At 70.9% G+C, this 22,481-nt stretch carries 18 protein-coding genes and 1 pseudogene; 8 read left to right on the top strand and 11 right to left on the bottom strand.

The genetic code is table 11. The features are described from left to right. Positions 1–48: 48 nt before the first annotated feature. Together WG923_RS22130 and WG923_RS22125 are read right to left on the bottom strand one after the other, a co-directional pair. Entirely contained in the window at positions 49–180 is a 132-nt protein-coding gene (locus tag WG923_RS22130) for a hypothetical protein (protein ID WP_340353170.1), read from the bottom strand. Further along, a complete protein-coding gene (locus WG923_RS22125; RefSeq protein WP_340353169.1) occupies positions 180–1,400 on the bottom strand; it encodes an MFS transporter in 1,221 nt (406 codons plus the stop codon). The genes WG923_RS22130 and WG923_RS22125 overlap by 1 nt, the downstream gene beginning before the upstream one ends. Before the next feature lie 161 nt (positions 1,401–1,561). Between WG923_RS22125 and WG923_RS22120 the strand changes: the two genes are divergently transcribed. The 6 genes from WG923_RS22120 to WG923_RS22095 are packed head-to-tail and all read left to right on the top strand — an operon-like array spanning position 1,562 to position 8,657. Further along, complete coding sequence (locus WG923_RS22120; RefSeq protein ID WP_340353168.1) at positions 1,562–3,526, top strand: DNA topoisomerase IV subunit B; 1,965 nt, start codon at positions 1,562–1,564, stop codon at positions 3,524–3,526. A 21-nt stretch (positions 3,527–3,547) separates the two neighbouring features. Then, positions 3,548–4,099 (top strand): GNAT family N-acetyltransferase, encoded by a 552-nt coding sequence (locus tag WG923_RS22115; RefSeq protein ID WP_340353167.1) that lies wholly within the window; start codon positions 3,548–3,550, stop codon positions 4,097–4,099. Next, positions 4,096–4,941 carry a lytic transglycosylase domain-containing protein gene (locus WG923_RS22110; protein ID WP_340353166.1) on the top strand — a complete coding sequence of 282 codons (846 nt, stop codon included), beginning with the start codon at positions 4,096–4,098 and terminating at the stop codon, positions 4,939–4,941. The genes WG923_RS22115 and WG923_RS22110 overlap by 4 nt, the downstream gene beginning before the upstream one ends. A gap of 3 nt (positions 4,942–4,944) precedes the next feature. Beyond that, positions 4,945–6,123 carry a diguanylate cyclase domain-containing protein gene (locus WG923_RS22105; protein ID WP_340353165.1) on the top strand — a complete coding sequence of 393 codons (1,179 nt, stop codon included), beginning with the start codon at positions 4,945–4,947 and terminating at the stop codon, positions 6,121–6,123. Between the two features lie 6 nt (positions 6,124–6,129). Further along, entirely contained in the window at positions 6,130–8,460 is a 2,331-nt protein-coding gene (gene parC / locus WG923_RS22100; protein ID WP_340353164.1) for a DNA topoisomerase IV subunit A, read from the top strand. Then, positions 8,457–8,657: a hypothetical protein gene (locus WG923_RS22095; RefSeq protein WP_340353163.1), complete on the top strand. Its 201-nt coding sequence runs from the start codon at positions 8,457–8,459 to the stop codon at positions 8,655–8,657. The genes parC and WG923_RS22095 overlap by 4 nt, the downstream gene beginning before the upstream one ends. A gap of 50 nt (positions 8,658–8,707) precedes the next feature. Here the strand turns inward: WG923_RS22095 and WG923_RS22090 are convergent, their stop codons facing one another. From WG923_RS22090 to WG923_RS22075, 4 genes and pseudogenes are all read right to left on the bottom strand, one after another. Next, positions 8,708–9,841, bottom strand: coding sequence for an ABC transporter permease (locus tag WG923_RS22090; protein ID WP_340353162.1), 1,134 nt, complete (start codon positions 9,839–9,841; stop codon positions 8,708–8,710). Positions 9,842–9,933: 92 nt separating this feature from the next. Beyond that, a pseudogene (locus WG923_RS22085) lies at positions 9,934–10,596 on the bottom strand (ABC transporter ATP-binding protein); the annotation flags it as partial. Further along, positions 10,593–11,561, bottom strand: a complete 969-nt coding sequence (locus WG923_RS22080) for an HlyD family secretion protein (protein ID WP_340353160.1) — start codon at positions 11,559–11,561, stop codon at positions 10,593–10,595. The gene WG923_RS22080 and the pseudogene WG923_RS22085, both read right to left, overlap by 4 nt. Continuing rightward, complete coding sequence (locus WG923_RS22075) at positions 11,558–12,190, bottom strand: TetR/AcrR family transcriptional regulator (protein WP_340353159.1); 633 nt, start codon at positions 12,188–12,190, stop codon at positions 11,558–11,560. The genes WG923_RS22080 and WG923_RS22075 overlap by 4 nt, the downstream gene beginning before the upstream one ends. Before the next feature lie 365 nt (positions 12,191–12,555). On the opposite strand from WG923_RS22075, the gene WG923_RS22070 reads away from it, so the two are divergent. Together WG923_RS22070 and WG923_RS22065 are read left to right on the top strand one after the other, a co-directional pair. After that, positions 12,556–12,975 (top strand): GreA/GreB family elongation factor, encoded by a 420-nt coding sequence (locus WG923_RS22070; RefSeq protein WP_340353158.1) that lies wholly within the window; start codon positions 12,556–12,558, stop codon positions 12,973–12,975. Continuing rightward, positions 12,975–13,907 (top strand): universal stress protein, encoded by a 933-nt coding sequence (locus WG923_RS22065; RefSeq protein ID WP_340353157.1) that lies wholly within the window; start codon positions 12,975–12,977, stop codon positions 13,905–13,907. The genes WG923_RS22070 and WG923_RS22065 overlap by 1 nt, the downstream gene beginning before the upstream one ends. A gap of 3 nt (positions 13,908–13,910) precedes the next feature. Here the strand turns inward: WG923_RS22065 and WG923_RS22060 are convergent, their stop codons facing one another. The 5 genes from WG923_RS22060 to WG923_RS22040 form a co-directional block, all read right to left on the bottom strand. Continuing rightward, a complete protein-coding gene (locus tag WG923_RS22060) occupies positions 13,911–14,363 on the bottom strand; it encodes a RidA family protein (RefSeq protein WP_340353156.1) in 453 nt (150 codons plus the stop codon). A gap of 64 nt (positions 14,364–14,427) precedes the next feature. Beyond that, on the bottom strand, positions 14,428–15,348 hold the full coding sequence (locus WG923_RS22055) for a transglutaminase family protein (RefSeq protein ID WP_340353155.1): 921 nt from the start codon (positions 15,346–15,348) through the stop codon (positions 14,428–14,430). Then, a complete protein-coding gene (locus WG923_RS22050; RefSeq protein ID WP_445322960.1) occupies positions 15,348–17,972 on the bottom strand; it encodes a circularly permuted type 2 ATP-grasp protein in 2,625 nt (874 codons plus the stop codon). Before WG923_RS22050 ends, WG923_RS22055 begins: the two co-directional genes overlap by 1 nt. Positions 17,973–18,022: 50 nt before the next feature. After that, a complete protein-coding gene (locus WG923_RS22045) occupies positions 18,023–18,778 on the bottom strand; it encodes a metallophosphoesterase (RefSeq protein ID WP_340353248.1) in 756 nt (251 codons plus the stop codon). A gap of 13 nt (positions 18,779–18,791) precedes the next feature. After that, positions 18,792–22,283: a transglutaminase family protein gene (locus WG923_RS22040; RefSeq protein WP_340353153.1), complete on the bottom strand. Its 3,492-nt coding sequence runs from the start codon at positions 22,281–22,283 to the stop codon at positions 18,792–18,794. Between the last annotated feature and the right edge of the window lie 198 nt (positions 22,284–22,481).

Below are 22,481 nucleotides of genomic sequence, written 5' to 3'. Positions count from 1 at the left end.
CGGATCAGCCCGGGACTGTCCCGTCCCGGTCCGGGCCCACAGGAGGCGTCATCGAAAACACGCCCAGATCATGTCCCCGATGCTGACCATCATCTCGGGCCGCGTGTAGAGCGTGAACACCCCCGCGAGCACCACGCCGGCAACGGCATAGACGGCGATCCTGCGGGCGCGCGCGGACATCACGCCCCCTGCGGCACCGGCGAGCGCGCGATCGGCGCCTCGCGCACCGGCAGGTTCACGATCGCAGCGAAGACGCCCAGCGCGATCGCGAGGTACCAGACGATGTCGTAGCTGCCCGTGCGGTCGTACAGCAGGCCGCCCAGCCACACGCCCATGAACGAGCCGATCTGGTGGCTGAAGAACACGAAGCCGCCCAGCATCGACAGGTGCGCCACGCCGAAGATATTCGCGATGGTGGCGTTGGTGGGCGGCACCGTGGACAGCCACAGCAGGCCGATCGCGGCGGAGAAGATGTAGACCGACCACGGCGTGAGCGGCGCCAGCAGGAACAGCGTGATGGCCACCGAACGTCCGAGGTAGATGGCGGCCAGGATCTTCCGCTTGGCGAGCTTCTGCCCCAGCATGCCGGCGATGTAGGTGCCGAACACGTTGAACAGGCCGATGATCGCCAGCGCGTAGCTCGCCACCTGCGGCGACAGCCCCTTGTCCTTCAGGTAGCTGGGCATGTGCACGCCGATGAACACCACCTGGAAGCCGCAGACGAAGTAGCCGGCCATCAGGAGCTGGAAGCTGGGATAGCGGAAGGCCTCGGCCAGCGCCTGCAGCATCGTCTGTTCGCGCCTGGGTGCGTGCGCGCCGCCGAGGCCCGGCTCGCGCAGCCCGCGCGCCAGCGGCACGATCAGCAGGGCCGCCGCGGCCAGCGCCAGCAGCGCGTTCTGCCAGCCGAGGCTGCCGATCAGCGTCTGCTCCACCGGCACCATCAGGAACTGGCCGAAGGAGCCGGCCGCCGCGGCGACGCCCATCGCCCACGAGCGCTTGCTCGCATCGATCTGCCGCCCGATGACGCCGTAGACGATCGCGTAGGTCGTGCCCGCCTGCGCCGCGCCGATCAGCACGCCCGAGGTCAGGGCGAACACCAGCGGGTTGGTCGGGAAGGCCATGCCCGCCAGGCCCAGCGCGTACAGCAAGGCGCCGCCGACCAGCACCCGGAAGGCGCCGAAGCGGTCCGCCAGCATGCCGGCGAAGATCCCGATGAAGCCCCAGGCGAGGTTCTGGATCGCCAGCGCGAAGGAGAAGGTCTGGCGGTCCCAGCCCTGGGCCTGGGTGATCGGCTGCAGCCACAGGCCGAAACCGTGGCGGATGCCCATGGACAGCGTGACGACCAGGGCGCCGCAGGCGAGCACCTGCATCATCGAAAGCTTGGGGGCGGCGGATTGCATCCGGGCGAATGTAGCGACAAAGGTGTTTCCCACGCCGGCCGGGGGGCTGTCGACCCTGATGAAATTGCGGCCCCCGATTGATGACGCCGCGGCATGAATGCAACACCACGGCTGGATGCCTATCCAGTGCAGTGCCGCGAGTCCCCTACAATTCGGCACCCATGGCCACGAAACCGTCCGACTACTCCGAAGGTTCGATCCGGGTGCTCAAGGGCCTCGAGCCCGTCAAGCAGCGCCCGGGCATGTACACCCGCACCGACAACCCCCTGCACGTGCTGCAGGAGGCGCTGGACAACGCCGCCGACGAAGCGCTGGCCGGCCACGGCAAGCGCATCGGCGTGATCATGCATGCCGACGGCTCCGTGAGCGTGATGGACGACGGCCGCGGCATCCCCTTCGGCATGCACCCGGAGGAGAAGGCGCCGGTGATCGAGCTGGTGTTCACGCGCCTGCACGCCGGCGGCAAGTTCGACAAGGGCAAGGGCGGGGCTTACAGCTTCTCCGGCGGCCTGCACGGCGTGGGTGTCTCGGTCACCAACGCGCTCGCCAGGCGGCTGGAGGCCACCACCTACCGCGACGGCCAGGTCGCCACCCTCGCGTTCTCGGGCGGCGACGTGATCGAGAAGCTGCAGGTGCGCAAGGCCGGCCCGGACGACCGCAAGCAGGGCACCACGGTGCGCGTCTGGCCCGACCCGAAGTACTTCGAGTCGAGCCAGGTGCCGATGGCCGAACTGGCCCACCTGCTGCGCAGCAAGGCGGTGCTGATGCCCGGCGTGACCGTGCAGCTCACCGACGAGAAGAAGAAGGAAACGCAGACCTGGCAGTACAAGGGCGGCCTGCGCGACTACCTGATGCAGACGCTCACGGGCGATCCGGTCATCCCGCTGTTCGAGGGCGAGGGCTTCGCCGAGAACAACGAGAACTTCGCCGAGGGCGAGGGCGCGGCCTGGTGCGTGGCCTTCACGGAAGACGGCCAGCCGGTGCGCGAGAGCTACGTCAACCTGATTCCCACCACCGCCGGCGGCACCCACGACAGCGGCCTGCGCGACGGCCTTTTCAACGCCGTCAAGAGCTTCATCGAACTGCACAACCTGCAGCCCAAGGGCGTGAAGCTGCTGCCCGAGGACGTGTTCGCGCGCGCCTCGTACGTGCTGTCGGCCAAGGTGCTCGACCCGCAGTTCCAGGGCCAGATCAAGGAGCGGCTGAATTCGCGCGACGCGGTGCGGCTGGTCTCCAGCTACGTGCGCCCGGCGCTGGAGCTGTGGCTGAACCAGCACGTGGAGTACGGCAAGAAGCTGGCGGAACTCGCGATCAAGGCCGCGCAATCGCGCCAGAAGGCCGGCCAGAAGGTGGAAAAGCGCAAGGGCTCCGGCGTGGCGGTGCTGCCCGGCAAGCTGACCGACTGCGAGAGCAAGGAGCTCACGCACAACGAGATCTTCCTGGTCGAGGGCGATTCGGCCGGTGGCAGCGCCAAGATGGGCCGCGACAAGGAATGCCAGGCCATCCTGCCGCTGCGCGGCAAGGTCCTGAACACGTGGGAGGTCGAGCGCGACCGCCTGTTCGCCAACACCGAGATCCACGACATCGCCGTGGCGATCGGCGTCGATCCGCACGGGCCCAACGACACCCCCGACCTGACGGGACTGCGTTACGGCAAGGTCTGCATCCTGTCGGATGCCGACGTTGACGGCTCGCACATCCAGGTGCTGCTGCTCACGCTGTTCTTCCGCCACTTCCCGAAGTTGATCGACACCGGCCACGTGTACATCGCGCGCCCGCCGCTGTTCCGCGTCGACGTGCCGGCGCGCGGCAAGAAGCCGGCCGGCAAGCAGTACGCGCTGGACGAGGGCGAGCTCACCGCCATCCTCGACAAGCTGCGCAAGGAAGGCGTGGCCGAGGGCAAGTGGACGATCAGCCGCTTCAAGGGCCTGGGCGAGATGAGCGCGGAACAATTGTGGGAGACCACGCTCAATCCCGACACCCGCCGGCTGCTGCCTGTCACACTGGGGAAGTTCGACTTCTCGGGCACGGAAAGCCTGATCACCAAGCTGATGGGCAAGGGCGAGGCGGCGGCGCGGCGCGAGCTGATGGAAATCCACGGCGACACCGTCGAAATCGATATCTGAGGACAGGAAGAGGAGGGCTCCATGAGCACATCGCAAACCCAGACGAATGCCGAGCCGGCCCGCGTGCGCCTGCGCCCGACCATGCAGAGCGACCTGGAATACGTCCTGTCGCTGGAGCAGGACCCGGAGAACCTCCCCTACATCACGCCGTGGGAAAAGATGCAGCACGAGGCCGCGATCCGCTTTCCGGACTTCCGCCACTTCATCATCGAGGCCGGCCCGGGACTGGACCGCGCCGGCTTCCTGATCCTGATCGGCTGCCGCAACCAGCACGCCTGCATCGAGCTCAAGCGCATGGTGGTGCAGAACAAGCACCAGGGCTTCGGCCACGCCGCGGTGCGCGTGATCAAGAAGATCGCCTTCGACGACCTCGGCGCCCACCGCTTCTGGCTCGACGTGAAGATGCGCAACACGCGCGCCCAGTCGCTGTACATGAAGGAAGGCTTCCAGCAGGAAGGCGTGCTGCGCGAGGCGGTGCGGGTGGAGGACGGCTACGACTCGCTGGTCGTCATGTCCATGCTTGCCGCCGAATACGCGCAGCGCCGCAGCCACGCGCTGGAGCTGCAGAAATGAGGATGCTGCGCGCGGCGCTGGCCGCGCTGGCCTGCGCGCTGTGGCTCGCTCCGGCCCAGGCGGCGATCTGGGGCTTCGTCGATGCCCAGGGCACGGCGCATTTCGCCGCCGAGAAGCTCGACGAACGCTACGAGCTGTTCTTCCGCGGCGGCGAGAGCTTCGACACGGCCGAAGGCGTGGTGCCGCGCGCCGCCGCACCGGCCGGGTCGGCCGGGTCGGCCGCGCGTGTCGTCTCCTTCCTGCAGGTGTCGCCGGGCTTCCGCCAGGTGCAGCCGCACGTGAGCGAGGCCGCCCGCGAGCACGGCATCGAACTCGCCCTGCTGCAGGCGCTGATCGCCGCCGAATCCGGCTTCGACCCCGGCGCCGTCTCGCCCAAGGGCGCGATCGGCCTGATGCAGGTGATGCCGGCGACGGCCGAACGCTACGGCCTCGCAGGCGACGCACGCTCGCCCCTCGAGAGGAAGCTCAAGGACCCGCGCACCAACCTGCGCGCCGGCGCCCGCTACCTGCGCGACCTGCTGCGGATGTTCCCGGGCCGGCTGGAACTCGCGCTGGCCGCGTACAACGCCGGCGAGGGCGCGGTGCAGCGTGCGGGCAACCGCATCCCCAACTTCCGCGAGACGCAGAACTACGTGCGTACCGTGATGCAGCTCTACACGATGCTCCGGCCCACCGCGGCTTCGACGACGCCCGCCGCGGGCGACGGGCAGGCGCCGCGCCGCGTGCGCATGGAGCTGCCGGGGCCTGCCAACGCCAGCGCCCGGCGCAACATGCCCCCGGGGCTGGCCGCCGTCACGCCGCTGGAGGGGCCGGGCGAGTCCGCCGTCGTGGTGCACGACTAGCCCTTGCTTGCAGTACCCGCGGTGAGCGACCTGATCGATCCGGCACAGCTCTGGCTGGGGGCCTTCGTGGGCGCCCAGGTGCTGCTCGTGTTCTTCTGCGCCATCAAGGCCAATGCCTACGGCGAGCGGGCGCTGCTGCTGCACGCCGCCGGCACGCTGATGGCCGTGCTCTCCGTACTGGCGCTGATCGGCCGCCAGCCGCTGATTCCCGCCGCCGTGCTGCTGCTGGTGCCCGCGCTGGCGGGCCTGCAGCTGCTCGATCTCATGAGCCATGCGGGCGGCCTGCGACAGGCGCGGCGCTGGCTGTTCGCCACCAGCGCGATCGTGTTGCCGCTGGTGGCGGTGGGTGCGGTCTACAGCGACTGGGCGCTCATCGGCGGCATCGTGCTGTGGACGTCGGTCGTGCTGCTGCTGATGGCGCGGGCACTGCGCCAGAGCCGGCCGTGGATCTGGTGGCTGCTGCCGGCGCTGCTGGCGCTCGCGCTGGCGAGCTTCCGCCTGGCCGCCGACAGCCCGCCCTACGAGATGGACGACGCGATCTGGCAGGCCGGCCTGCTCACCCTCTGGGCCGCGTGCACGTACCTCGCCACGGCCTGGCGCGGGCGCATCCTCGGCGAGACGCAGGCGCGCATCCAGGGCCGCACCACCGTCGATCCCCTCACCGGCCTGGCCACCCCGCTGGTGCTGGCCGAACGCGTGCATGCGGCGCGCCACCTCACGCGCCGCTACGGGCATCCCAGCGTGCTGATGATCGTGCACATCGAGAACCTGGGCGCGCTGACGGCGGAGTTCGGCCCCGAGGCCGCCGAGTCGGCGGTGCTGGCGGCGGCCAGCCGCATCCGCGAATCGCTGCTGCGCGACGGCGACGTGGCGGCGCGCCTGACGCACTCGCGCATGGGCGTGCTGGCCGAGGGCTGCGCGCCCGGCGAGGCCTCGGCCACCGTCGCCACGCGCATCCTGGTGGCGGGGCTGAAGGAGCCGCTGCCGGCGGCGCGCGCAGAATACCTGCGGTTCCGCATCGTGCTGGCGGCCGTGCCGCCGGAGGAAATGTCGCCCAAGCTGCTGATGCAGAAGCTCAACACGCGCCTGGACCAGGAGCTGCGCGCCGCCTCCGAGCGCCGCATCGTGACCCTGAGCCAGGAAGAACTCATCGCCCTCGATCCCCCGACGACCATCCGATAAGAAGACATGGAGCAGGAACTCATTCCCCTCGCCGACCCCGGCGACGACGACGGCGGGCTGGACCTCGCCACCTACGCGCAACGGGCCTACCTGGAATACGCGCTGAGCGTGGTGAAGGGTCGCGCGCTGCCGGACGTGGCCGACGGCCAGAAGCCGGTGCAGCGCCGCATCCTGTACTCGATGTACCGCATGGGGCTGGGCTTCGGCACGGGCGCCGGGCCCAAGCCGGTGAAGAGCGCGCGCGTGGTCGGCGACGTGCTGGGCCGCTTCCACCCGCACGGCGACCAGGCGGCGTACGACGCGCTGGTGCGCATGGCGCAGGACTTCGCGCAGCGCTATCCGCTGATCGACGGCCAGGGCAACTTCGGCAGCCGCGACGGCGACGGCGCCGCGGCGATGCGCTACACCGAGGCGCGGCTGGCGAAGATCTCCAACCTGCTGCTCGACGAGATCGACGAGGGCACGGTCGAATTCGTGCTCAATTACGACGGCAGCACGCAGGAGCCGGTGGTGCTGCCGGCGCGCCTGCCCTTCGCGCTGCTCAATGGCGCCAGCGGCATCGCCGTGGGCCTGGCGACCGAGATCCCCTCGCACAACCTGCGCGAGATCGCCGACGCCTGCGTGGCGCTGGTGAAGAACCCCAAGCTCTCCGACGAGGACCTGTTCGCGCTGGTGCCGGGGCCGGACTATCCGGGCGGCGGCCAGGTGATCTCCAGCGCGGCGGACATCGCCGAGGCCTACGGCAGCGGGCGCGGCTCGCTGAAGGTGCGGGCGCGCTGGAAGATCGAGGAACTGGCGCGCGGGCAATGGCAGCTGGTGGTGACGGAACTGCCGCCGGGCGTGAGCTCGCAGAAGGTGCTGGAGGAGATCGAGGAACTCACGAACCCGAAGGTCAAGGCCGGCAAGAAGGCGCTCACCCAGGACCAGGTGCTGCTCAAGCAGACCGTGCTGGCGGTGCTCGACGCGGTGCGCGACGAATCGAGCAAGGACGCCGCCGTGCGCCTCGTGTTCGAGCCCAAGACCAGCAGGATCGCGCAGGAAGAACTCACCAACACGCTGCTGGCGCAGACCTCGCTGGAGACGTCCTCGCCGATCAACCTGACGATGGTGGGGCTGGACGGCCGGCCGACGCAGAAGTCGCTGCGTCAGATGCTCGCCGAGTGGATCGACTTCCGCCAGCGCACGATCGAGCGGCGCTCGCGGCATCGCCTGGACAAGGTGCTGGACCGCATCCACATCCTCGAGGGGCGGCAGCTGGTGCTGCTGAACATCGACGAGGTGATCCGGATCATCCGCAATGCCGACGAGCCGAAGCAGGCGCTCATCGCGCGCTTCAAGCTGTCGGACCGGCAGGCCGAGGACATCCTCGAGATCCGGTTGCGCCAGCTGGCGCGGCTGGAGGCGATCAAGATCGAGCAGGAGCTCAAGGACCTGCGCGTCGAGCAGGGCAAGCTGGAAGAGATCCTGGGCTCGCCGGCGGCGCTGCGGCGGCTGATGATCAAGGAGATCGAGGGCGACGCGAAGCAGTTCGGCGACGCGCGCCGCACGCTGATCCAGGCCGAGAAGAAGGCCGTGGCCGAAGTCAAGGTGGTCGACGAGCCGGTGACGGTGGTGGTGTCGCAGAAGGGCTGGGTGCGCGCGCGCCAGGGCCATGGGCACGATGCCGCGAGCTTCGCGTTCAAGGCCGGTGACGGGCTGTACGGCACCTTCGAGTGCCGCACGGTGGACACGCTGCTGGCCTTCGGCAGCAACGGCCGCGTGTACTCGGTGCCGGTGGCGACGCTGCCCGGCGCGCGCGGCGACGGCCAGCCGCTCACGACCTTCATCGAACTGGAGTCGGGCACCCAGCTCGTGCACTACTTCGCCGGCGCGGCGAATGCGTGGCTGCTGCTGGCGAACTCGGGCGGCTACGGCTTCCTGGCGACGGTGGAGAACATGATCTCGCGCCAGAAGGGCGGCAAGGCCTTCCTGTCGCTGGGCGCGGGCGAGACGGTGTGCAAGCCTTCGCCGGCGAACGTGCCGCCGCAGGCTCCGGCGACGCACGTGTGCTGCGCCTCCACCGGCCGGCGCATCCTGACCTTCGAGATCGGCGAGCTCAAGGCCATGGCCAATGGCGGGCGCGGCCTCATGCTGATGGACCTGGAGCCCAAGGAAGAACTCGCGGGCGCCGCGGCCTACACGCGCTCGGTGCGCATCACGGGCCTGGGCCGCGGCGACAAGGACCGCGAGGAGGTGCTGGAGATCCGCTCGCTGAACAACGCCCGCGGCGCGCGCGCCCGCAAGGGCAAGCAGGCGGACCTGGGCTTCAAGCCGCTGGCGGTGACGCGGGTCGAATGATGGAACGCCGCCTGCGTGCCGGCCAGGCGATCACGCCGCAGGAATTCGACGAGCTCTCGGACGAGGAACTGGAGCGGCTCGTGCCCAAGAAGTACCGCGAGTACTTCCCGGGCAAGGACGGATGCGCGGACGGGTACTTCTACCTGCACGACGGCACCGCGTACAGCTTCTATCGGGGCGGCTTGCTCGACGAGTGACGGTCTTCCTCCCTCCCCCTCCGGGGGAGGGCCGGGGTGGGGGCGCTGCTTCAATCCACCGTCTGCCGATACCGCAGCAGCGCCACCGCGCCCGACACCGCCATGAACGCCAGCATCGGCCACAAATCCCCCACCAGCTGCCCCGCCTCGCTCCCCTTGAGCATGATCCCGCGCACGATCCGCAGGAAGTGCGTCAGCGGCAGCACCTCCCCGATCCATTGCGCCCACCGCGGCATGCCGCGGAACGGAAACATGAACCCGGACAGCAGCATGCTCGGGAGGAAGAAGAAGAACGTCATCTGCATCGCCTGCAGCTGGTTGCGCGCCAGCGTCGAGAAGGTGAAGCCCACGCCGAGGTTGGCCACGATGAAGACGCCGATCATCGCCAGCAGCAGCGTCACGCTGCCTTCCATGGGCACCGCGAACAGCAGCCACGCCGCGCCGAGAATCACCGCGAGCTGCACGTAGCCGATCACCACGTAGGGCAGGATCTTGCCGGCCATCACCTCCGCCGGCAGCACCGGCGTCGCGAGCAGGTTCTCCATCGTGCCGCGCTCGCGCTCGCGCGTCATGGCCAGCGAGGTGAGCATCACCATCGTCATCGTGAGGATCGTGCCGACCAGGCCCGGCACGATGTTGTAGCGCGAGAGCCCCTCCGGGTTGTAGCGCCGGTGCACCACCACGTCGAAGGGCAGGGCCTTCGCCTGCAGTCCCCGCAAGGGACCGGTGAGTTCCCGCTGCAGCGCCTGCCCGCCCATGCCCTGCAGCGCGGCCAGCGCGTTGCCCGAGGCGGAAGGGTCGGTCGCATCGGCCGCCAGCAGCAGGGCGGGGCGCTCGCCGCGCACCAGCCGCTGGCCGAAGCGCGGCGGGATCACGATGAGGAACTGCACCTCGCCGCGCGCGAGCAGGTCCTCCGCCGCGTCCTCGCTGGTGCCCTCGTGCACGATGCGGAAGTAGCCGGTGTTCTGCAGGGCCGACGAGATGCTGCGCGCCATGGGACTCGCATCGGCACTCACGAGGGCGGTCGGCAGCCCCTTCGGGTCGGTGTTGATGGCGTAGCCGAACAGGATCAGCTGCAGCACCGGTACGCCGATCGCCATCGCGAACGTCAGCCGGTCGCGCAGCATCTGCTGGAACTCCTTGAGGAAGACCGCGAAGGTGCGGCGCCAGGACAGGCGCGTCATGGTCATGGCTGCGCGAAGTTGTCCTGCGCCTGAGCGATCAGGGCGACGAACGCTTCCTCCAGCGACGCGCCCTCCCGCAGGCCCGCCTGCCGCACGACCTCGGCGCCGGTGCCGCGCGCGAGCACGTTGCCGTAGGCGATGTAGACCAGTTCGTCGCAGCGCTCGGCTTCGTCCATGTAGTGCGTGGACACGAGCACCGTCATGCCTTCGCGCGCCAGGCGGTGGATCTCGTCCCAGAATTCGCGCCGCGCCTTGGGGTCGACGCCGGCGGTGGGCTCGTCCAGCAGCAGCAGGCGCGGGCGGTGGATCAGGCAGGCGGCCAGCGCGAGCCGCTGCTTCCAGCCGCCCGAGAGGGTGCCCGCGAGCTGGCGCTGGCGCTCGACGAGCCCGAGCCGCGACAGCGCGCCGGCCACGGCCTGTTGGCGGTCGTCCAGTTCGAACAGGCGGGCGATGAAGTCGAGGTTCTCGCGGATCGACAGGTCCTCGTATAGCCCGAACTTCTGCGTCATGTAGCCGGACTGGCGCTTGATCGCGCGCGACTCGCGCAGCACGTCCAGGCCCAGGCAGGTGCCTTCGCCGGCATCGGGCCTGAGCAGCCCGCACAGCATGCGGATGGTGGTGGTCTTGCCGCTGCCGTTCGGGCCGAGGAAGCCGCAGATGCGACCGGTGGCGACCTGCAGGGAGACGTCGTTGACGACCGCCCGCCCGCCGTAGCGCTTCGTCAATCCGCGCACGTCGATCGCGAGTTCGCTCATGGCTGTGCCGTCTTCGCCAGGCGCCGCACGTCCAGCGGCTGCCCCGGACGCAGCCTGGCCGCATCCGCCAGGTTCACGGGCCGCGCCTCGACCAGGAACACCAGCTTGCTGCGCTGCGCGTTGGAATAGATCACCGGCGGCGTGTATTCGGGCTGGGTGGCGATGAAGCTCACGCGCGCCTCGATGGGCCTGTCGCAGCCGTCGCACGCCAGTTGCACGCCCTGGCCGAGGGCCACGCCCTGCAGGTCCGCTTCGGGGATGTAGAAGCGGGCCTTGACGTTGCCGCGCGGCAGCAGTGCGAGCACCGGCGCGCCGGCGGGCACGAACTCGCCGGCGCGGTAGAAGGTGTCGCTGACCACGCCGTCGGCCGGCGCGGCCTGGCGCTTCTGCTGCTCGCGCCATTCGTTCTGCCGCAGCGACTGGCGCGCGGCTTCCACCTGCGCGTCGGCCGCCGCGCGCTCGTCGGTGCGCGAGGGCAGGCGCGCGACGCGCAGGGCTGCCTCCAGCTCGTTCACGCGGGCCTGCGCTTCCTCGGCCGCTGCGCGCGCCGCGTCCACTTCGGAGCGCGAGACCGCGCCGCTGTCGGCCAGCGGCGCCTTGCGCGCCAGCTCGCGCCGCGCCAGCGCCAGCTGGGCGCGCGCCTGCGTGAGCTGGGCCTCCTGCACCGCGAGTTCCTGCGGGCGCTTGCCCTTGTCGGTGTTGGCCGCCTGGAAGCGCGCCGCCGCGAGCCGCGCCTGCGCCTCGGCGCGCGCGGCTTCCTCGGACTGCGCTTCGAGCGCGAACAGCGCGTCGCCGCGCGCCACCTGCTGGCCGGAGCGCACCTGAAGGCTCGTGAGCGTGCCCGCCAGCGGCGCGGCCACGTACACGTAGTCGCCTTCCGCATAGCCGGACCACTGCGGCGCGGGCGAGCGCGAACAGGCCGCGAGCAGGGCGCACAGCAGCAGGGGGACGCTGCGTGCGCTCATGCCGCGCCCCTTTGCAGCGCGGCCAGCGCCAGTTCGACCCGCTGCGCGATCGCTGCGTCGCTCGTGACCTGCTTGCGCAGCTGGCGCCCGACGATGGCCGGCGCGATCTCCATGCGCGCGATGTGCGGCACCACCACCAGCGGCAGCGCCACCGCGCCCATGGTGAAGACGAAGCGCTGCAGGCGCGGCACCGGCGCGAGCACGCCGGCGGCCTCGGCCTCGTTCATCAGCGCGAGCAGCAGCTTCAGGTGGCGCGGCGCGTTGGCACGCAGGAACTCCGCCGCCACCGGCTCGCCGCCGCTCGCATCCGCGAACACGCGGCCCAGCATGGCCTCGTGGTCGCGCACGAAGGTGGCCAGGAAGATGAGCGCCTGGCGCAGCCGCTCCAGCGGCGGGCCCTCGTGGCGCGCGCGCTCGCTCAGGGGCCCGAACATCTCCTCGTAGTACTGCTGCAGCAGCTCGCGCAGGAAGTCGTCCTTGGAGCGGAAGTGGTAGTGGAACATGCCCAGGTTGACGCCCGCGTGCTCCGTGAGCGAGCGCACCGACAGCCCGGCGCTGCCGCGCTCGGGATACAGCTGGCGGCCGCTGCGCAGCAGGACCTGCTCGATGTTGCGGCCGGGGCGGGGCATGCGTGCATTATTGGTCGTGTGACCAGTAACGTGCAAGCGCGCGCGTCGGCGGCCCCGCGCGGCGCAATCCGGCAAGGCCAGCGCGGTCATTGCCCCGGAGGGCGCGTTCGTGTCGTAGACTGCCCGCATGAACCTCGCGCGCACCACCCTGCCTCTCTCCGCCCTCGCGCGGCGAGTGGGCGCACGCGCGCCGGAGCGGAGTGCGGCACGCGCTCTCCTGCGCCCGCAATCCCAGGCACTTTCCTGAGCCCGGCGGTCCCGGGCGTCCACCGCGACGTCCCGCGAACCGCCGGGCCTCCACCAAGACCAACGCCCGCGACGGCTGCATGCCGTTCGCGAGTCATCGCCTTGTCCAGGAGAGTTCCATGGAAACCATCCTCCCGGTGGAGCGCACGCTCACGCCGTCCGATCACCTGCGCATGCGGCGCCTGCTCGCGCAGCAGCGCGATGACAGCGCCTGCGAGGTGCTGCACGAACTGCTGGAGGGCAGCGAGGTGCTCGCCAGCCCGGCGCCGGTCCCCGTCTCGCTCGTCACCCTCGGCAGCCGGGTGCTGCTGCAGGACACGGCGCGCACCGGCGCGCCCTACCAGCTCACGCTGTGCGAGCCGCGCGACGCGCGACCGGCGCAAGCCTGCATCTCCGTGCTGTCGCCGGTGGGCGCGAGCCTGCTGGGCCTGTGCGCGGGGCAGGTCGCGCGCTGGCGCACGCCCACCGGACAGGAGGGTGCGGCCCTGATCCTCGCGGTGCTGTTCCAGCCCGAGGCCCTCGCGCGGGAGCCGCTGTGATGGCGGCGCGAACCGGCGGGGTGCTGGTGCCCGGCGATCTCTCCAGCCATGGCGTCCATGCTGCCTGGCGCGCCGCGCTGGCCGCGCGCGAGCTGGGATGCGCCGTGCGGCTGCTGCACGCCGATGCGGCGGGCGAGGACGCCCGCGGCACGGGGCGGTCGCTGCGCAAGCTCGCGGGCGACATCCGCGCGCACATGGGCGTGCCCGTGGAGCTGGTGGAGGATCCGCGCGATGCGCTGGGCGCCACGGTGCACGGCGCGCGCGAAGCGCAACTTCTCGTGATCGGCTCGCGGCGCGGCAACCCGCTGCGCGAATGGGTGCTCGGCACCCAGGCCGAGCGGCTGATCCGCCTGTGCCGCGTTCCCGTGCTGGTGGTCAAGAAGCCACCCACGGGGGCCTACCGGCGGGTGCTGGTGCCGGTGGAACTGGCGGGCGCGGCGGCGCCGGTGATCGCGGCGGCCGCACGGCTGTCGCGCGGGCCGCGCATCGAGGTGCTGCATGCGCTGCCGCCGGGCGACGAGTTCGGCATGCGTGTGTACGACATCCCGCAGCACGTGGTGCGCCGCCTGCGCCGGCGTGCGGCCCTGCGGGCGGAGGCCGCGCTGGAGGAACTGATCGCGCAGGCGGTGCCGCAGCCGGATGCGGTGCTGCCGGCCGTCAGCTTCGGCGACCCGGCGGCGCTGGTGCTGGCGCGCTCGCGCGCCATGCGCGCGGACCTGCTGGTGCTGGGCAAGCGGCGGCGCGGGCTGCTGGCGGACTTCTTCCTCGGCGGCGTGACCCAGCGGGTGCTGGCGCGCGCCGAGGCGGACGTGCTGGTGGTGCCGCCGGAGCGGGGAGTTCAGGCGCTGGGGAGCGGCGCCGCGCTCACGTTCGGTGCCGGGCTGCGCGCGCTGCGCGGCTCGGCGCCAGCCTTCGAAGCCCGGGCCGAGTGAGGCTCAGACCTCGGCGATCAGCTCGATCTCGACGCAGGCGCCCATGGGGATCTGCGCGACGCCGAAGGCGCTGCGCGCATGGGCGCCCTGGTCGCCGAACACCTGCCCGAACAGCTCGCTCGCGCCGTTGGTGACGAGGTGCTGCTCGGTGAAGTCACCGGACGAGTTCACCAGGCTCATGACCTTGACGATGCGCTTGACCTTGTCGAGGTCGCCGACGGCCGCGTGGAGCGTGCCGAGCAGGTCGATCGCGATCGCGCGGGCGGCCTGCTTGCCCTCCTCGGTCTGCATGGTCTTGCCCAGTTGCCCCACCCAGGCCTTGCCATCCTTCTTCGCGATGTGGCCCGAGAGGAAGACCAGATTGCCGGTGCGCACGAAGGGCACGTACGCCGCCGCGGGCGTGGCCACCGCCGGCAGCGTGATGTTCAATTCCTTCAGCTTGTCGTAGACGCTCATTGTTTGCTCCATGACGAAATGACCTCGCACGCCACGCCCGATGGCGCGCGTCGCGCATGACCGGTCATTCTGTCATCGAAGGCGCAGCCGAGGTCATGTCGTCGTCGCCAGCGGGCGTGACCGTGACGGCCACGCGCAGCGTGTGGTTGGCGCCGCCGTGGATCACGCCGCGCATCGGCGAGACGTCCGAGTAGTCGCGGCCCACGGCCAGCGTCACGTAGTCCTCGCCCGCGAGGCGGTCGTTGGTCGGGTCGAAGTCGAGCCACTCGCCGGCGCCTTCCCCGGCCGGCAGGTACACCGAGGCCCAGGCGTGCGAGGCATCGCTGCCCACCAGCCGCGGCTGCCCCGGCGGCGGCTCGGTCAGCAGGTACCCGCTGACGTAGCGGCCCGGCAGGCCCAGGCTGCGCAGGCAGCCGAGCATCACGTGCGCGAGGTCCTGGCAGACGCCCTTGCGCAGCGCGAGCGCCTGCAGCGCCGGCGTGTTGACGTCGGTGGCCGTGGTCTCGTATTCGAAATCCGCGTGGATGCGCTGCATCAGCTCGCGCGCCGCTTCCAGCAGCGGCCGGCCGGCGGCGAAACTGGGTTGGGCGTAGGCGGCGAAGGCATCGTCGCGCGGCACGTAGGGCGAGGCGAAGGCGAATTCGGCCGCCGGGTCGTAGCGGCTCGCGCGGTGGTAGCGCATGCGATCGACCGCCTCCTCCCACGGCAGGCTCGCCGCCGGTTCGGCGCGCGCCGACGTGGCGACCAGGCTTTCCGCCTGCACGCGCAGGGCAGCGTGCGAGAACTGCAGGCTGAAGAAGTTGCGCGTGTTGCCGTACACGTCGACCCATTCGCTGCAGCGGGCCGGCAGCGGGGTGATCGTGAGGCGGTGGCTCAGGAGGCGCTGCGTGGCCGTGGTGGCGGGCTTCAGGTGCGCCATGTGCTGCGCGGTGCGCACGGGAGGCACGTAGTCGTACGCGGTTTCGTGCAGCACGTGCAGCAGCATCAGGCCCCCACCGAGTAGCGCACGTCGCCCGAATGCGCGAAGTAGCGCGTGGTGAGCTCGTCCGAAAGCCGGTACGAGGCGTCGATGCATTCCTGCAGCAGTTCGAGCAGGGCGGCGTGGCGGCCCGAGCCGTCACGCTGGCACAGCGCCTCCAGGCTCCAGTCCTCCGGATCCGGGACGCACAGGGCCATGGCGGGAATGGCGCCGGGCGCCGAGCCGGCCAGCTTGGCGAGGCGCCCGCGCAGCGTCTGCGCCACCCAGCCCAGCGAGCGCGGGTTGTCGCGGTCCAGCACCAGCAGGTCCAGCAGCGCCGGCACGTCGTGCCGCTGCTGGTACTGGGCGTGGAAGGTGATCGTGCTGTCGAACAGGGCCACCACGGCCTCGAAGCCGCCTTCGTCGAACAGGGCTCCGGTGTCGAACGCGGTGGCCAGCGCCTGCGCCAGGAAGCCCAGGCGCTCCAGGTGGCGGCCCGAGGAGAGCAGCCGCCAGCCGTCGTCGCGCGTCATGCGGTCGGTCTGCGCGCCGGTCATGGCGGCGGTGTGCCCGGAGAGCACCTCCAGCACCCGCAGCGCCTCCACCGACGAATATTCGCCCTCGCTGGCCAGCGCGTCGCAGGCGAGGCGGAATTCCTGCTCCGCGCGCACGATCAGGTTCCACTGCTCCTTGGACAGGCGCTCGCGCACCGCGGAGGCGGCCGCGCGCACCGCGCGCAGGTTGAAGCCGACGCTGGTGCCCTTGCGGCCGGTGCCGAGCGCGGCGATCAGCGAGCGTTCGAACACCCGCCGCGCGTGCGTGGCCGATGGAACAGCCGGAAGGACGAGGCCGTTGGCCACCGCCAGGTCGCTGAGCCACGCCAGCAGCGGCAGCGAATTCTGGTCCTCGCCGTTGAGGCTCTCGATCGCCAGGCGCGCCAGCCGCGCCGTGTTCTCGGTGCGCTCGGTGTAGCGCCCCAGCCAGAACAGGTTTTCCGCCGCGCGGCTGGTCACGGTGCGGCTGCGCAGCGGCGTGTCGATGGCGGGATGCTCGTGGTGCAGCAGCGTGGTGGGGTCGACCTCGCCTTCGGTGAGCACCCAGGTATCGGCGCTGCTGCCGCCACGCTGCATGGAAGCGACCTCGGCTTCGCTCGCGGCCAGCCGCGTGAGCCCCCCGGGCAGCACGCGCCAGCCCTGCGCGCCGTCGGAGAGCGCGAACACGCGCAGCAGCAGGGAACGCGGCACGATGTGGTCGCCCGAGCGCGCGCTTTTCCACGTGGGCATCTGCGACAGCCGGATGTAGCTCTGCACCGTGTGGCTGTCCGGCTCGCGCATGATGCGCACGGCGCACTCGTCCAGCTCGCGGCGCGACAGGTTCTTGCCCAGGATGGCCCCGGCACCCGCGGTCCCATGGGTGTCCTTGATGACGCTCTGGGCGAGCCGCGGCAGGGCCGCCAGCATCGCGGCGTGCTCGCCGCACCACCAGCTCGGAAGGGAGGGCAGCTTCAGTTCCTCCTTGAGCAGCCGGCGGCTCAGCGCCGGCAGGAACCCGAGCAGCGCCGGCGACTCCAGCAGGCCCGAGCCGGGGCAGTTGGCCACCAGCACGTTGCCGGCGCGGACCGCCTGCAGCAGTCCCGGCACGCCCAGGTGCGAATCGGGGCGCAGCTCCAGCGGGTCGAGGAATTCGTCGTCCAGGCGCTTGAGCACGCCGTGCACCGGCTCCAGCCCCTTGAGCGTCTTGAGGTACAGGCGCTCGTCGCGCACGGTGAGGTCGTTGCCTTCCACCAGCGTCAGGCCTAGGTAGCGCGCCAGGTAGGCATGCTCGAAGTAGGTCTCGTTGTACGGGCCCGGCGTGAGCAGCACGATGCGCGGCTCGCCGCCTTCGCCCACGGGGCACATCGTGGTCAGGCTCTCCAGCAGCGCGCGGTAGGTGGCTGCCAGGCGCTGCACCTTCAGGTCGCGGAAGGCCTCGGGGAACAGCCGCGAGATGATCAGCCGGTTCTCCAGCAGGTAGCCCAGGCCCGAGGGGGCCTGCGTGCGCTGCGTCAGCACCCACCAGGCGCCGGCCGCATCGCGCGCGAGGTCGAATGCGGCGATGTGCAGGCGGCGCCCGCCGGCGGGCCGCACGCCGTGCATCGGGCGCAGGTAGCCGGAGTGGCCCTGCACCAGGGCGGGCGGCAGCAGGTTGGATTTCAGCAGCTCCTGCGGGCCGTAGACGTCGTCGAGCACCGCTTCCAGCAGGCGCACGCGCTGCAGCACGCCGGCCTCGATCTGCTGCCACGCCGCGGGCGGCAGGATCAGCGGGAACAGGTCCAGCGACCAGGGCCGCTGCGGGCCGCCGGCATCGGCGTAGACGTTGTAGGTGATGCCGTTGTCGCGCACCTGCCGCTGCAGGTCGATGGTGCGCTGGTTCAGCTCGCCGAAGCCCTCGCGCCCCAGGTTCTCGAAGAAGCGCGCCCAGGCCCGGGTGGGCAGGGCGTGGGCGCCGACGACCGCACCCTGGGCCACCGGGGCCTCGGGCAGCGGCGCGGAGACGCCGCCGCGCAGTTCGTCGAAGTGTCCGGGCGCGGCAGGCGGCGCCAGCGCCGCGGCCAGGGCGGCGGGCGTCTCCTCGGCCTGCGTGCCGAACAAGGAATCCTTGGTGGGGTCCACGGCCGGTCCATTCTCCATCAGGACCGGCGCGGCTGCTCGCGCATGTTCGCCTAGGCCACTTCGACGACCAGCGCGGGATCGAAGCGCGCGTTCTCCTGCACTCCCTCGCGCACGTAGCCGCGCGGGTTGCACAGCACGCGCGTGGCGCCGACGCGGTAGTCGAAGCTGTCGTGCGTGTGGCCGTGGATCCACAGGTCCACGCCGTGCAGCAGTTCTTCGGCGTCCGAGACGAAGCACAGGTTCACCGGCGAGCCGGCAAAGCGTGGATGGATGCTGCGCACGGAAGGCGCGTGATGGCTGATCACGACCGTCGGGCCCGCGTGGGGCTGCGCGATGCGCCCGCGCAGCCATCGCGAGTGGCGCTCGAACAGCGCGGTGCAGTCGCCGGAGCGCAGCAGCGCCTCGTCGCCCTCGCGCAGGCGGATGCGGGCGAAGTCGCGCATGAAGCTGGTGGCGGCGCGCTCCGCGGCGTCCTGCTGCGGCAGGTCGGGCAGGCGGAAGGCGGTCCACAAGGTGGTGCCGAGGAAGCGCACGCCGTCGATCACGATCTCCTCGTCGTGCAGCAGGCGCACCGGCGTGCCGTCGGTGAGCGCGCGCAGTTCGGCGATCCGCCCCTCGAGGCTGCCGCCGTAGAACTCGTGGTTGCCGGGCACGTACAGCGCCGGCTTGCCCAGCCCGGTGGCCCAGGCCACCGCCTCGCGGGGCCGGGCGATGTCGCCGGCCAGCACGATCAAGTCGGCGTCGGTGGCGGGCAGCGCCAGGCCGGCCTGGCTCAGGTGCAGGTCCGAGACGATGTGCAGCTTCAAGGCCATCGCCGCTTCACGCGCCCGCGCGGCGCAGGTCGAGCGTGAACGGGAATTCTCGGCTGCCGACGACGTCCACCGTGGCCGGCGGAACCTGCATCCGCCCGGGCGAATGCCCCATGCGGAAGAAGCGCGACAGGCGCCGGCTCTCGGCCTCGTAGGCATTGACCGGGAAGGTCACGTAGTTGCGCCCGCCCGGGTGCGACACGTGGTACTGGCAGCCGGCGACCGAGCGGCGCAGCCAGGTGTCGACCAGGTCGAAGGTGAGCGGCGCGTGCACGCCGATCGTGGGATGCAGCGCCGAGGGCGGATGCCAGGCGCGATAGCGCACGCCGGCGACGAATTCGCCCGCCGTGCCGGTGGACTGCATCGGCAGCGGCTGGCCGTTGACGGTGACGACGTAGCGGCTTTCGTTCAGGCCGGTCACCTTCACCTCGATGCGCTCCAGCGAGGAATCCACGTAGCGCACGGTGCCGCCGGTCGCGCCTTCCTCGCCCATGACGTGCCAGGGCTCCAGCGCATTGCGCAGCGTGAGTTCCATGCCCAGCGCCTGCAGGTCGCCCGCGACCGGGAAGCGGAATTCGAAGTGCGGCGCGAACCAGTGCGCATCGAAATCGAATCCGGCCTGCCGCATCTCCGCCAGCACGTCCTGCAGGTCCATCCAGATGAAGGTGGGCAGCAGCCAGCGATCGTGCAGCTCGGTGCCCCAGCGTGTGACCGGCGCGCGGTAGGGTTCCTTCCAGAAGCGGGCGACGAGGGCGCGCAGCAGCAGTTGCTGCACCACGCTCATGCGGGCGTGCGGCGGCATCTCGAAGGCGCGCAGTTCCAGCAGGCCCAGGCGGCCGGTGGTGCTGTCCGGCGAGTACAGCTTGTCGATGCAGAACTCGCTGCGGTGCGTGTTGCCGGTGACGTCGACCAGGATGTTGCGCAGGGCGCGGTCCACCAGCCAGGGCGGCATCGCCTCGCCGTGCAGCTGCCGGCTGCGCTCGATTTCCTTCAGCGCGATCTCGAGTTCGTAGAGCTGGTCGTTGCGCGCTTCGTCCACCCGCGGCGCCTGGCTGGTCGGGCCGATGAAGAGGCCGCTGAAAAGATAGCTGAGGCTCGGGTGGTTGTGCCAGTACAGCAGCAGCGACGCCAGCAGCTCCGGCCTGCGCAGGAAGGGCGAATCGGCCGGCGTGGCCCCGCCGAGCACGAAGTGGTTGCCCCCGCCGGTGCCGGTGTGGCGGCCGTCGGTCATGAACTTCTCGGCCGAGAGGCGGCACGCGAAGGCGGCGTCGTACAGGAACTCGGTGTGCTGCACCAGTTCGCCCCAGTCGTGGGCGGGGTGGATGTTCACCTCGATCACGCCGGGGTCGGGCGTGACCTGCAGGACCTTCAGGCGCGCATCGCGCGGCGGCGGATAACCTTCCAGCACGATGCGCACGCCCAGTTCCTGCGCGGTCGCCTCGACGGCCGCCAGCAGCTCCAGGTAGTCCTCCAGGCGCGCCAGCGGCGGCAGGAAGACATACAGCATGCCGCTCTTGCCCCCGTGCTCGCGTTCGGCCTTGGGGCCGTTGGCGCGCTGCGGATCGCGCACCTCCACGCACAGCGCCGTGCGGGTGAGCCAGTGCGCGGATTCGAAGCGTGCCGGCGCGCGCGCGGGGCTCGCGGGGTGGTCCGCCCGCGTGCGGCCCGCGCCGGGTGCGCCGGGCCGCGTGTCCGCGCGCGCATCGGCGCGGCCGGGGTCCTCCTGGAACATCCGCGGCGCTTCGCCGCGCGGCATGGCGGGGCCCTGCACGTACTGGCCGCGCAGGCGGTCGTACGCCGGCAGGGGAGCCGTCGGCGCCATCGGGTCCTGCTCCACGAGGTAGGGGTAGTCGCCCTGGCTGACCCAGGGCAGGCTCTCCAGCGGCAGGCGGTATCCCATCGGCGAATCGCCCGGCAGCAGGTACAGCCGGTCGTCGCGCAGGTACCAGGGACCGGTCTGCCAGCGCGCGCCATCGAGCGTCGGCGCCTCGGGATCGGTGGGCGCGAGCGGCAGCACGTAGCCGACCACGGCATCGAGCTTCTGCGAGAACACGCGGCGCAGGCGCGCGCGTTCGAGCTCGTCGTCCAGCCGCGCCTCGAAGGGATCGACGTTCACCGGCAGCTTGCGCTCGCGCCAGAGGTAATAGAAGACGTCTTCGTAGCCGGCCTGCACGTGCCGGTCGGTGATGCCGATCCGCGCGGCGAGGCGGTGCGTGAAGCGGCGCGCATCCTCGCAGGTGTAGCGCTGCGGCTCGCGTTCATCGGCGAACAGGGCCGGATCGCGCCAGCAGGGCTGGCCGTCCGCGCGCCAGCAGATCGACAGCGCCCAGCGCGGCAACTGCTCGCCCGGGTACCACTTGCCCTGGCCGAAATGCAGGAAGCCGCCGTCGCCGTATTCGGCGCGCAACTTCTGCACCAGTTCGGTCGCGTAGCCGCGCTTGGTCGGCCCGAGCGCGTCGGTGTTCCATTCGGCGGCATCGCGGTCGCCCACCGCGACGAAGGTCGGCTCGCCGCCCATGGTCAGGCGCACGTCGCCGGCGCGCAGGGCGTGGTCCACCTGTTCGCCCAGGGCCAGCACCTCCTGCCACTGGTCCTCGGTGTAGGGCCTGGTCACGCGCGGCGACTCGTGGATGCGCGTGACCTGCATGTGGTGGCTGAACGTCACCTCGCATTCCTCGACCAGCCCCTCGATCGGCGCGGCACCGGAAGGCTGCGGCGTGCAGGCCAGCGGGATGTGGCCCTCGCCCGCGAGCAGCCCGGAGGTGGGGTCGAGGCCGATCCAGCCCGCACCGGGAAGGTACACCTCGCACCAGGCATGGAGGTCCGTGAAGTCCACTTCGGTGCCGCTCGGCCCGTCGAGGGCCTTCACGTCCGGCTTCAGCTGGATCAGGTAGCCGGAGACGAAGCGGGCGGCGAGGCCCAGCCGCCGCAGCAGTTGCACCAGCAGCCAGCCCGAGTCGCGGCAGGAGCCGCTGGCCAGTTCCAGCGTCTGCTCCGGCGTCTGCACGCCGGGTTCCATCCGGATCAGGTACTTGACGTCGTGCTGCAGCCGCTGGTTGAGCGCCACCAGGAAATCGATCGTGGCCGTGGGCTTGCGGGCTATCTTCTCCAGGTAGGCCTGCACGCGCGGCGTGAGCGGCTCGCAGGCCAGGTAGGGCGCCAGCTCCTCGGCGAGCTGCGGCTCGTACTTGAAGGGGAATTTCTCGGCGCTGGGCTCGAGGAAGAAGTCGAAAGGGTTATAGACCGCCATCTCCACGACGAGATCGACGGTGACCTTGAACTCCGTGGTCTTCTCCGGGAACACCAGGCGGGCCTGGAAATTGGAGAAGGGGTCCTGCTGCCAGTTGATGAAGTGCTTGCCCGGTTCGACCCGCAGGGCGTAGGAAATCACCTTGCTGCGGCTGTGGGGGGCAGGCCGCAGGCGTACCACCTGCGGGCCCAGCATCACCGGTCGGTCGTACTTGTAGTGGGTGACGTGGTTCAGCGCAGCGTGAATGGACATGGCGCTGCATCGTAGCAACAGCCGGGCCCGCGGGGTTCACGGCCGCAGGAAGCGGGCGGCGTCCGCCCGTCGGCGCCACGTCCCGGTCGGCGGGAGGGGGCTGTCGGACCTGCGCGCCTTCTGTGACATTCCTCCGCTACGCTTGAGTTCGGTCAGATGAGCGGTGGCGGTGAGGTGACAAAGTAGGTGCGTCGGCCT

The sequence above is a fragment of the Ramlibacter sp. AN1133 genome (assembly GCF_037890035.1).
In the GTDB taxonomy this organism is placed as follows: Bacteria; Pseudomonadota; Gammaproteobacteria; order Burkholderiales; family Burkholderiaceae_C; genus Ramlibacter.
The sequence above is the reverse complement of the archived record's forward strand: the minus strand, read 5'-3'. Positions and strand labels throughout refer to the sequence as shown.

Bases quoted from the DNA above. Each gene is read 5' to 3' on its own strand.
- WG923_RS22090 (WP_340353162.1), bottom strand. From the start codon at position 9,841: ATGACGCGCCTGTCCTGGCGCCGCACCTTCGCGGTCTTCCTCAAGGAG.
- WG923_RS22075 (WP_340353159.1), bottom strand. From the start codon at position 12,190: ATGCCCCGCCCCGGCCGCAACATCGAGCAGGTCCTGCTGCGCAGCGGC.
- WG923_RS22120 (WP_340353168.1), top strand. From the start codon at position 1,562: ATGGCCACGAAACCGTCCGACTACTCCGAAGGTTCGATCCGGGTGCTC.
- WG923_RS22130 (WP_340353170.1), bottom strand. From the start codon at position 180: ATGTCCGCGCGCGCCCGCAGGATCGCCGTCTATGCCGTTGCCGGCGTG.
- WG923_RS22080 (WP_340353160.1), bottom strand. From the start codon at position 11,561: ATGAGCGCACGCAGCGTCCCCCTGCTGCTGTGCGCCCTGCTCGCGGCC.
- WG923_RS22070 (WP_340353158.1), top strand. From the start codon at position 12,556: ATGGAAACCATCCTCCCGGTGGAGCGCACGCTCACGCCGTCCGATCAC.
- WG923_RS22125 (WP_340353169.1), bottom strand. From the start codon at position 1,400: ATGCAATCCGCCGCCCCCAAGCTTTCGATGATGCAGGTGCTCGCCTGC.
- WG923_RS22060 (WP_340353156.1), bottom strand. From the start codon at position 14,363: ATGAGCGTCTACGACAAGCTGAAGGAATTGAACATCACGCTGCCGGCG.
- WG923_RS22055 (WP_340353155.1), bottom strand. From the start codon at position 15,348: ATGCTGCTGCACGTGCTGCACGAAACCGCGTACGACTACGTGCCTCCC.
- WG923_RS22095 (WP_340353163.1), top strand. From the start codon at position 8,457: ATGATGGAACGCCGCCTGCGTGCCGGCCAGGCGATCACGCCGCAGGAA.
- WG923_RS22065 (WP_340353157.1), top strand. From the start codon at position 12,975: ATGGCGGCGCGAACCGGCGGGGTGCTGGTGCCCGGCGATCTCTCCAGC.
- parC (WP_340353164.1), top strand. From the start codon at position 6,130: ATGGAGCAGGAACTCATTCCCCTCGCCGACCCCGGCGACGACGACGGC.
- WG923_RS22110 (WP_340353166.1), top strand. From the start codon at position 4,096: ATGAGGATGCTGCGCGCGGCGCTGGCCGCGCTGGCCTGCGCGCTGTGG.
- WG923_RS22115 (WP_340353167.1), top strand. From the start codon at position 3,548: ATGAGCACATCGCAAACCCAGACGAATGCCGAGCCGGCCCGCGTGCGC.
- WG923_RS22040 (WP_340353153.1), bottom strand. From the start codon at position 22,283: ATGTCCATTCACGCTGCGCTGAACCACGTCACCCACTACAAGTACGAC.